The organism is uncultured Maricaulis sp. (genome assembly GCF_963976135.1).
GTDB lineage: Bacteria > Pseudomonadota > Alphaproteobacteria > Caulobacterales > Maricaulaceae > Maricaulis.
Genome location: NZ_CAXBKN010000002.1, coordinates 41,852 through 52,068, shown reverse-complemented (window position 1 = coordinate 52,068; position 10,217 = coordinate 41,852). Strand labels below are relative to the sequence as shown.

General features: G+C 63.0%; 9 protein-coding genes and 1 tRNA gene. 2 read left to right on the top strand and 8 right to left on the bottom strand.

What is annotated here, in order from left to right:
- Window positions 1-47 precede the first annotated feature (47 nt).
- Window positions 48-132 (bottom strand) — tRNA-Tyr (locus tag AAC023_RS00665).
- A 129-nt stretch (window positions 133-261) separates the two neighbouring features.
- Between AAC023_RS00665 and rlmB the strand changes: the two genes are divergently transcribed.
- Window positions 262-1,086 carry a 23S rRNA (guanosine(2251)-2'-O)-methyltransferase RlmB gene (gene rlmB / locus AAC023_RS00660; protein WP_339737076.1) on the top strand — a complete coding sequence of 275 codons (825 nt, stop codon included), beginning with the start codon at window positions 262-264 and terminating at the stop codon, window positions 1,084-1,086.
- On the opposite strand, the gene AAC023_RS00655 is transcribed toward rlmB, so the two are convergent.
- The 7 genes from AAC023_RS00655 to metG form a co-directional block, all read right to left on the bottom strand.
- Complete coding sequence (locus tag AAC023_RS00655; RefSeq protein ID WP_339737074.1) at window positions 1,083-2,084, bottom strand: DUF2807 domain-containing protein; 1,002 nt, start codon at window positions 2,082-2,084, stop codon at window positions 1,083-1,085. The two genes, rlmB and AAC023_RS00655, sit on opposite strands and share 4 nt — an antisense overlap.
- A 450-nt stretch (window positions 2,085-2,534) precedes the next feature.
- A complete protein-coding gene (locus tag AAC023_RS00650; RefSeq protein ID WP_339737072.1) occupies window positions 2,535-3,689 on the bottom strand; it encodes a DUF819 family protein in 1,155 nt (384 codons plus the stop codon).
- A gap of 79 nt (window positions 3,690-3,768) precedes the next feature.
- Window positions 3,769-4,179, bottom strand: a complete 411-nt coding sequence (locus AAC023_RS00645) for a RidA family protein (protein WP_339737070.1) — start codon at window positions 4,177-4,179, stop codon at window positions 3,769-3,771.
- Window positions 4,180-5,631 carry an amidohydrolase gene (locus AAC023_RS00640; protein ID WP_339737068.1) on the bottom strand — a complete coding sequence of 484 codons (1,452 nt, stop codon included), beginning with the start codon at window positions 5,629-5,631 and terminating at the stop codon, window positions 4,180-4,182.
- Window positions 5,632-5,654: 23 nt separating this feature from the next.
- Complete coding sequence (locus tag AAC023_RS00635) at window positions 5,655-6,953, bottom strand: flavohemoglobin expression-modulating QEGLA motif protein (protein WP_339737066.1); 1,299 nt, start codon at window positions 6,951-6,953, stop codon at window positions 5,655-5,657.
- A 22-nt stretch (window positions 6,954-6,975) separates the two neighbouring features.
- Window positions 6,976-7,935, bottom strand: coding sequence for a peptidylprolyl isomerase (locus AAC023_RS00630; RefSeq protein WP_339737064.1), 960 nt, complete (start codon window positions 7,933-7,935; stop codon window positions 6,976-6,978).
- The gene (gene metG / locus AAC023_RS00625) at window positions 7,932-9,647 is read right to left on the bottom strand and encodes a methionine--tRNA ligase (protein ID WP_339737062.1); all 1,716 of its coding nucleotides are present in this window, start codon (window positions 9,645-9,647) and stop codon (window positions 7,932-7,934) included. Before metG ends, AAC023_RS00630 begins: the two co-directional genes overlap by 4 nt.
- A 120-nt stretch (window positions 9,648-9,767) precedes the next feature.
- Here metG and AAC023_RS00620 point away from each other — a divergent pair, with 120 nt between their 5' ends.
- On the top strand, window positions 9,768-10,211 hold the full coding sequence (locus AAC023_RS00620) for a DUF1761 domain-containing protein (protein WP_339737060.1): 444 nt from the start codon (window positions 9,768-9,770) through the stop codon (window positions 10,209-10,211).
- Window positions 10,212-10,217 lie beyond the last annotated feature (6 nt).

Genomic DNA, 10,217 nt, shown 5'->3' with positions numbered 1-10,217 from the left:
GTGCGCGCTGCGGGTGGCTTGCCACCCGAAGCCCGCAGGGCGAAGGGTGGTGGAGGGGGCTGGATTCGAACCAGCGTACGCTATGCGGGCAGATTTACAGTCTGCTGCCTTTAACCACTCGGCCACCCCTCCACAGGGTGTCCCTCGGGCACGATAAACGGGCCGTGGGAAGACCTGCAACAAAGGGTCTGCGCTCCTCGCCTGGCATGCTATGCCTGCGCCGAAATCTGCAACCGCCCTGAGACAGGAGCGCGGACTATAGTGACGAAGCCCCCTATGCGCAACACTCCCAACCGCGGCGATTACACACGCCGCTCCAGCCCTGCCCAGACAGCGAATTCCGGCTGGATCTGGGGGCGCCACGCTGTGCTCGCAGCGCTGCAAAACAGCAAGCGCAAAGTGATCGAAATCCGCGTGACGCGCAATGCGGTGAAAGAGATCCCGGAAGGCCTGGCGAAACGGCTCTATGAGCCGCGCGAGATCGACCAGGCCCTGCCCGAGGGTGCGGTGCATCAGGGTTTTGCCCTCAAATGCAGCGCGCTGGAAAGCGAACACATCAATGCCGTGGTCGATCCGACCCATGGCGCCCTGCTCGTGCTCGACCAGATTACCGATCCGCACAATGTCGGCGCCATCTTCCGCTCCGCTGCCGCCTTCGGGATTCGCGCCATCATCATGCAGGACCGCAAGTCGCCGCCGATCTTTGGCACCGTGTGCAAGAGCGCGGTCGGTGCAGCCGAACGCGTGCCCCACATCCAGGTGACCAATATCGCCGATACGCTGAAGAGCTTCCGCAAGGCCGGCCGTCATGTGCTCGGCCTGGCTGGCGAAGGCGAAGCCTCGCTCGCCGATGCGATTGCCGGCTTTGACGGCAAGGGCCATGGCCCGGGACTGGTTCTGGTGATGGGGTCGGAAGACAAGGGGTTGCGGCCGCGCGTCGCCTCGGAATGCGACCAGCTGGTACGGATTCCGATGATGGACGCGATCGAGAGCCTGAATGTCTCGAACGCGGCCGCAATCGCCCTCTATGAGGCGTCGAAATGGCGCCCTGCCCGCGGCAAGGCGCCGATCGAGGATCCCGCCTAGTCGGTACCGCCGACACGCAGGACCGAGCGGCCATTGCGGCGCCAGTCGACCGAGCCTTCGATCTCCTCGATGCTGACATCGCCGCCGCCGGTCTCGCGCACGGTGACATTGACCGCTGTGCCGCCAAAACTGACATCGCCGGAACCATTGATCGAAACATCAAACGGCTCGGCGCGGCCGCCGTGTATGGCGATATCGCCGGAGCCGCCGATCCGGGCGCTGAAGGGCCCGTCCATGGTGCGGGCCTCGACTTCACCAGAGCCGGCGATCCGGACCTCAAGCCCGGCGATATTGCCGAGTTCGACATCGCCGGAGCCATTGATGCCAACATCGGTATGGCCGGTAACGCCAGCCACGCGCACGTCACCGGAACCGTTGATCCCGACATCCATCATTCCGGCAACATCGCCAAGCACGACATCACCCGAGCCATTGATCCCGATATCAACATCGCCACCGATATTGCGTGTGGTCAGGTCACCGGACCCGTTGATGTTAACATCAACGTCATGGGCAATGGCACCGGTCACGAAATTGCCGCAGCTGCTCATCTCCAGATCAAGCGAACCGAGATCACCAGCCGTGCCCTGGAAGGCTGCGTCGCGCAGCTGCAGGGCCAGGGAAGCCGGGGCCGTGATGGTCAGCAATGGATATTCGCTGATCTCGTGCTGACCACTCCAGCGGCGGCCGATGCGGATGACCCCGTTGCGCACATTGCAATTGAGATTGCGGATAGACTGGCCGCCATCGATCGCCAGGCCGGCGCCGGTCTGGCGCAATTGCGGGTCTTCCACGAGGCCGCCCGGATTGGTGATGCTGACACTGACACCGGCGGCATCACCGGTGCGGATCTCGACCCGGCCGATGAAATTCTCGATCGAGACGGCATCAGCGGAATAGCTCTGGCCCTGATCCTGGGCCGTAGCCGCATTGGCGATTACAGCCAGGCTGGCCAGGGCAAAGGCCGTTCCGGCGATCAATGCTGATTTACGCGTCATGAATATCCCCTCTGGATAGGTCTGATATAGACTGGATGCCCCAAGGCCTCCGAATGGATGCAAACCTGAAGCATCCAGTCCTGCCGGGCACTGACGGGCGCGTGACAATGGAGTAATACTGGGGCGCAGTGCGATCGTTGAGAGGGAATGATGCCGATCCGGTCCCGTACAGGCCATGTGCCGAGCGACGCCGAAGCTTCAGGGCGGGGCCAATGACATGATGATCAGGAGTAGCGGGGTGATAAAGTAGGCCAGCACAATGTTACATCAACGCATCACCGGAGGATGATGGCGTCAAAGAACGGCACCGCTGGTCGATTCCGGCGAGAAACCCTGTGTCCACAGGACATTCGGGGTGGGCTGGCTCAACGCGTCAGGGCACGCGCCGCGCCGCGACCACGCCTTCAGAGGCGCGCAACTACCAGGGAATACCAGTTCGATATCCGAAGGTTAGCCGGGCCAGAACTGATATACTGCCGTCGCGATCACCGTGCCGATGGCATAGCCGAACACCCCGACCAGCACCCCCGGCGTCACCAGATCCTTCCAGCCCTTGGCGGCCGCCAGTGCCGGCGCCGTTGTCGCGCCAAGAATGGCGGCATTGGAGGCGGTGATCAGTTCGGGCAGGGAGAATTTCAGGATCGATCCGAGGCCGAAAGTGACAATCGCGTGCACTGTCAACAGGATAGCGATCAGGGCAATCAGGATCGGCGCGGTCTGCACCAGTCCGATCACGTCGGCCCCCGCCGCGATCGCCGCGAAGAAGACAAAGCTCAGACCAATGCCCAGCTCATAGCCGCCATGCAGGCTGGCCATCGTTTTGGGAAAGGCGGTCGCCGGGATCAGGGCCAGCACCGTAATGATCGCATAGCGCCAATTGCCGGCAGCCTCGCCCCATTGCGCCACGGCAAGACCGGTCAGCAGATCACCCAGCGCCAGCACGACCAGCGCGAAGGCCGCCGAATAGAGCAGCGTCGCCGCGGTCGCCTTGCCCGCCGGCTCAGACGCATCGACCTCGATCTCGGCCTTGCTGTGATCGCGTGTGACAAAACGCCGGGCCAGCCAGTGCCAGCCGGGCAGAACCGCCAGCATGGCCAGGAAGAGGCCGGAGAACAGATTATCGACCGCCGTCGCCGAGGAGACGAAATTCGGGTCATTGCGGGCCAGGCCGGTCAGGTCGACCAGCGCTGCATAATTGACCGATCCACCGATATAGGTCGCGGTAAATGTCCCGGCCGCGGCGGCCTGGTTCTCGCCGATATCGATCAGCGAGAAGGCAAGGATGGCACCCAGCACGGTCCCCAGCGAGGCCAGCAGAAAGGCCAGCGTCATGCGGCCCGTCTCGAAGAATATCTTCTTCAGATCCGCCTTCATCAGGAAGAGCGGGATCAGGATCGGCACGAAATAGGTGAAGACGAAGCCATAGCCGGGAGAGTCCTGCGGAATCAGCCCGATATTCGAGGCGATGATGGCAAACAGGATCGCCCAGACCGCGCCGGTCAGCAGTGCACCAATCCGGGTCTTTTCCATCAGGAATCCGGCGGCTGCAATAACGAAGAGCGCCGCAACTGCGGCCACGGCATTGTCTGCTGGTATCAATGACATGCCTATTCCCCCAGATTTCCGGTGACGTGCTGGACGCCTGTTTTGATCCTACGCGGCGGCGGCCCCAGCGCAAGGCCGGTCAGGCGGCTTCGCAACCTTCATCGACGAAGGCATCGGCCTCGATCTCGACCATGAATTCCGGGCCGATGAAGCGGGAAACCTCGACCATCGTCGTCGCCGGCGGGTGGTCACGGAACACCTCGCCATGAGCCCGGCCGAAAGCTTCCCAGTGATCGATATTGGTGACGAACATGCGCGTGCGCACCACGTCTTCCAGGGTGGCGCCAACATCCTCGAGCGCCTGGCCGATAATCTCGAAACAGCGCCGCGCCTGGGCCTCCGGGTCACCAGCGGCATAGACGCCGCCGGCGACATCCATCGCCACTGTCCCGGTTACCCAGACATGCGGCCCGCGCCGCAGGGCCCGGCAATAGCCGACCTTGTCTTCCCACGGCGCCCCCGAAAATGCGCGCCGGGCCGGAACCGCCACCTAACCCTCCGTTGGCCTGGCGAGCAGGTCCATAGCGACTGCGGTACTGGCTTCGATCGCCATGGTGATGCTGGTCTGTGGATCGTCAGGCGCGAAAAGCGGAGAGTGATTGGACGGTGCCGGCACACCACGCGCGGCGAAATCATCCAGCCTTTCCTGCGTCGTTCCGCCAACCCAGAACATGAAGCTCGGGATCGCGGCCTCGGTACGGTGATATTGCGCGAAATCCTCGCCGCCCATCACCGGTTCGGCCTCGGTCACGGCGCTATTGCCAAACCGGGCGCGCATCGCAGAGACGGCCCGCGCCGTCAGGTTCGGGTCATTGTACATCGCCGGCGTATAGGGCAGCTCGACCTCGACATCGGGGTATTCCTCCGGCGTCAGCCCGTAGGACGCCGCCTGGGCGTGAGCGATGCGTTCAATCCCGGTGAGAAGGTGCTCGCGCACCTCGTCGGTATAGGAGCGAACGGTGAGCTGGAGATGCGCGCCGTCACTGATGATATTGTGCTTGGTGCCGGCATGGATCGCGCCAACGGTGATGACACCGGGATCGAGCGGCGAGAGCTCACGCGAGACCAGCGATTGCAGCGCGACGATGATCTGGGCCGACAGATAGACCGGATCCTTGGTGGCGTGCGGATAGGCCCCATGGCCGCCGCGGCCATGGACGCTGATATCGACCGAGTCGACATTGGCCATCGCATAACCGGGGGCGAAGGTGATATGGCCGGATGGAATGCCGGAAAATGTGTGGAAGGACAGATTGTAATCGGGCAGCGGGAAGCGCTCGAACAGGCCATCCTCAATCATCATGCCGGCACCCAGCCCGATTTCCTCGGCCGGCTGGCCGATCAGCACCAGCGTGCCTGACCAGTCATCGCGCCGCTCCATCATCTGACGGGCCGTGCCAACCAGCGCCGTCATATGGGTATCATGGGCGCAGGCATGCATGACATGGCTCTCCAGCCCGCGCCGGTCGATGCCGGTCACGGTCGAGGCATAGGCCACGTCGGTATGTTCCTCGAGGGGCAGCGCATCCATATCGGCGCGCATCATGACCGTCGGGCCCTCGCCATTCGGAAGCACAGCAACCAGGCCGGTGCCGCCAACGCCTTCCGTGACTTCATATCCCAGGGCGCGCAATTCGGCCGCCAGACGGGCCGCAGTCTCGACCTCCATCAGGGAAAGTTCCGGGTTGGCATGGAAATGCTCGTAGAGGGCCTGAAGATTGTCGGTGTAATCCATCGCGATCGATGCGCGCAGGGCATCATCACCGGGCGCCCGGACTACCGGCGGCGCCGTCTCCACCGCGGCAGAATCGGTCGGCGTCGCCACATCGCCGGGCGTCTCGGCATCCGGTTGTGTACAGCCCATCAGGGCCAGCGCTGCGACGGCACTCAAAAATTGGCGTTTCATATCGGTCCAGTCCCCGTGATCATCAGCTGATCCCATTCGACCCGCGACTCGCGATGAGGTCAATCTCCCTGTGGGGAATTGGGCGGCTGTGCCGCACCCAGCAGCTTCTCATAGCGCGCCGCAACATGGCTCAGGTCGATCTCGTTGAGAAAGGTGGAATAGGCCAGATAGGACAGGAGATAACGCAAATCGGTCGCCCAGGGCGGCAGAAAGGCCGGTTCGGCAATCAGCCCCTGCTCGCGCAGCATTTTCATCGCGTCCAGATCGGCCAGATCGATCTTGCCGACAAAGAGCAGGCGGATGAAGGCCGGATCCCCTGCCCGCACGGCCGTGCGCAGATAGTTGTGCACTTCCAGCAAACCGCCGAGATAGATCGAATCCTTGGTGCAAGGTGCCCCACCACCAACCAGTCCGCCGCGCACGACCCTGCGCGCATTCTCAAACGCCTCGATCGGTGCGTCATGGCTGCCGCGTTCGCGGAAGAAATTGAACAATTCGATGAAGTCGGCGCCCTCGGACGCCATGTCGATGGCGATGGTCCGGTCGGCCAGGCGCCGGAAGCGGCGCGGGTCGAGGGCGCCGGAAATGAATTCAGCGAACACGGCCAGGCCTTCCTGGGTCCGCGCATTGCCGGGATGCGCCTCGGCCAGGATCGGGAAACGGCGCTGGGCCGCGCCATTCATATTGGTGGCAATGTGGATCAGGGCCTCATGCTGCAAGAGCTGGATCACATCGAGATCCGAGAAAGCTGCGTCGGCCCGCAGCTTGATATAATCGCGGCCGGCGGCGGCCTTGGCCGAGACATTCAAGGTCACTTCCACCTGCGGCGCCGCCTGGCCGAAATAGCGCGGCAATTCCGCATCGAGCCGGCGCTTGAGTTCCTCGGCGGTCAGGCGTTCCGGCGGCTCCAGCCGGATACTCCCCTCCTCGAAATCCGCGAGCAATGTGTCGAGCCGGCGTGCAAGATCAAGCGCATTGCGCTTGCCATCGGCGATCGGGGATCGCGGGTCGCCGTAGAGGGCGCGCGAATGCGTGTGAAAGGCCCTGGTGCCGGTACTGGCGAGCAGAGCCGCAGTTTGCGTAAGCGTGTCGGCCAGCCGCCGCAGCCAGTCATGCACCGGGCTGTCGCCATCGATCAGGCTGCGCGCCGCCGCGATACGCTCGAGCGATGGGGCCGGGTCGATCTGCGGATAGATCGGCTTGGGCAATTCGCGCCCGCCCGTCGCGAAGAAGGCATCGGCATGCGAGCGGTCCCAGGCGATGGTCTTGAGCACGGGCAGCCGGACTTCGGCCTCGAGCAGGCAAGCGGCAGCGCGGGACAGCCGCTCAACCTCGCCTTCGCTCAGGCGCTCCATCATGCCGAGCCGCCCTGGCCGCGCATCAGTTCACCCGCCGTACCCGGGCGGGCATGTGGCAGGCTTCGATCACGGCGGGCGGCGTTTCGAAGAAAAACTCTGCGGTCCGATTGCGGCGCGCCGCCTTGGCGAGATGAAAGGCTTCGCTATCGGTGCGCATGATTTCATAGACCGGCCGCTGGCCCTCGGGCAGGTCTGCCGCGATGCGCATGGACAGGATCGGGTCACGCAGGGCCGGATCAGCAATCACCCCGGAATTGACCATCGGATCGCCGCGATGGAGCGCCTGAACATGCTCCATGCCATCAATCACCCGTCCGAACACGCTCATGATGCGGTCGAGATGACGCGGCCCCTGCCCGATCACGATGTAGAATTCGACATCGCCGGTATCGGGGCCATTGCCGCGCGCCATTGCCATGGTACCCGGACAATGGATCAGCCAGGTTTCGGCCCCGTCGGCGCTTTGGGCCGCCGGGAAGCCATTCACATGGCCGACCACGGGCGCATAGAGATCCTCATCAATCATGGCGGTGAAACTGATGCCGGCTGTGGGACGATGGAATTCGCCGGCCAGTAGCGGGTATTGCGGCAAATCCACCGAATCCGCCTCCTCGCCACGCCCGCCCTGGGCGACGAAACCGTCGATCACACGGTAAAAATCGCGCCCGTCGAAGAAACCGTCACGCACCGCCTGGCGCATGCGCGCGGCGTGATTGGGGGCGAATTCATCGGAGAGCTCAACCGTGATCACGCCGTGGCGTGTCTCGATCAGCAAGAGGTCCTCGGGATCAGCCAGGCGCCAGTCGGGAATGTCGCCAAACTCGGGAATCTCAACCTCGGCCATGGCCTGTTCGGATTCGTCGGGGCCGAAGGCAGACATGTCGATTTCCGCCTCGTCGGCGGCTGGCGAACAGGCCACCAGGCCCAGGACCAAGATTCCCAGCACCAACGCCCGTATCATCATCCGGTTCAAAGTCATCATCCCTGCTCCGCGCCGCCGAACCGTTCCGTCCAATCGGCGATATCGTCTTCCTCAATCTTCTTGAACAGGACTTCGGGCGGCTCCACCGACAGGCCAACCGGCAATGCGCTCAGCATCGCCTTGGCATCACCCCCGGGCCAGTTGCGGTGTTCGTCCGGTATGGAAAGCGCATCCAGTATCGTCTTGGCCGAGACGGGGATGATCGGTTGGGCGACGATCGCCATGATACCCATGAAATTGAGCGCCGTTCGCACGCCAACCGCCGCGCCTTCCGGATCGGTCTTGAACTTGGTCCAGGGTTCAGCGCGGGTCAGATACTCATTGCCCAGCGCCCACAGGCCGCGAACCTCGGCGGCGGCCTTGCGGAATTCCATCGCCTCGAAATTCGCCGCAGCCGCCTCCAGCCGCACCGTCATCTCCGCCGCCAGCCAGTCCTCATTCTCGCCCCAGGTGCCACCGGCAGGCACCACGGCCTCGAAGCGCGACTTGTTGAAGCGCAGGACGCGATTGACGTAATTGCCCAGCACATCGGCCAGGTCCTTGTTGATCACCGACTGGAAATGCTCCCAGGTGAAGGCGGAATCCGAGCCTTCCGGCGCATTCGCGGTGAGATACCAGCGCCAGTAATCGCCCGGCATGATCTCAAGCGCCTTGTCCATGAAGACGCCGCGCTGTTCAGAGGTCGAGAATTTACCGCCATACCAGGTGAGCCAGTTGAAGGCCTTCAGCTTGTCGACCGTCTTCCACGGCTCTTCCGAACCCAGGATCGTCGCCGGGAAGCTCACCGTATGGAAGGCGACATTGTCCTTGCCCATGAACTGGACATAGGTGACGTCATCGGCGCCCTTGTCGGTGCGCCACCAGCTCTCCCAATCGGCATTATTGAGCGCGGCCCATTCGGCCGTCGCACCGAGATAGCCGATCGGCGCATCGAACCAGACATAGAAGACCTTGTTTTCAAAGCCCTCGCGCGGCGCGCCCTTGCGGGCCACGGGCACACCCCATTTCAGATCGCGCGTGATCGCCCGGTCGCGCAGGCCTTCATCGAGCCATTTATAGGCAATCGACTTGGCCAGGGATGGCCAGCCGACAGCGGCATCGACCCAGGCGCGAATGCGGTCCGCCATCTTGGTCTGCATCAGATGCAGATGCTTGGTGCCGCGCACTTCGAGATTCTTCGAGCCGGAAACTTTCGAATAGGGTTCGATCAGATCGGTCGGCTCGAGCAGGCGGCCGCAGCTGTCGCACTGATCGCCGCGGGCGCGCTCGAAACCGCAATGCGGACAGGTGCCCTCGACATAACGGTCGGGCAGGAAGCGATCATCATCGATCGAGAAAATCTGGTGTTCGAGCACTTCCTCGATCAGGCCCTTATCCTCGAGCACATCGGCGAAATGCTGGGTCAGCCGCGCGGTTTCCGGATTGGAGGTGCGGCCGAAATAATCATAGCTCAGCGAGAAGCCCTCGCCGGAGCGTTTCTGGATCTCGTGCTGCTCATCGCAATAGGCGCGCACATCCATGCCCGCCTCGCTCGCCGCCAGTTCGGCCGGCGTGCCGTGCTCGTCCGTGGCGCAGATATAGAGGACGTCATGGCCGCCCAGCCGCTGGAAGCGCGCATAGACATCGGCTGGCAACATCGAGCCCGCCAGATTCCCGAGATGTTTGACCCCGTTGATATAGGGCAAGGCGCTGGTGATCAGGATACGGGCCATGGCGGGTACTTCTTCTTTGCGGCGGAATGCGTGTATATCTATTCGCCTGAAGCGCGAGTTTCAAAACCCGCGCACAGGACGGCCAGACATAGCCGTCCTGACAAGGGGAGGAAATACCCAATGCCGCGCATTTTCGGTCTCAACATCATCGCCGTGCTGGCTTCGGCCATCGCGCTCTATTTTGTCGGCTTTCTGTTTTACGGCCTGTTCTTCGTCGACCTGTGGGTCGGCCTGCACGACTTCACCGAAGCCCAGATGGTCGCCGCCAACGAAAACATGGCACTCGGCATGCTGCACGGCTTCCTGATTTCCCTGGTTACGGCCATTTTCATCGGCCTGGTGCTGAAGCGCTTCGGCAGCGATGGCATGATACCGGCCATCAAGGGCGCCGTCCTGCTCTGGGCCGGTTTCGCGCTGACGACGCTGGCCTACAGCTTCGTGTATGCGATGCAGCCCTTCATGCTGTTCGTGCTCGACGCCTCTCACCTTCTGGTCGGTTTCGTCGTTGTCGCCATTGTCCAGACGGCACTCGATGGTCTCGCCGTCAAATCCGAATACGCCTGATATCCG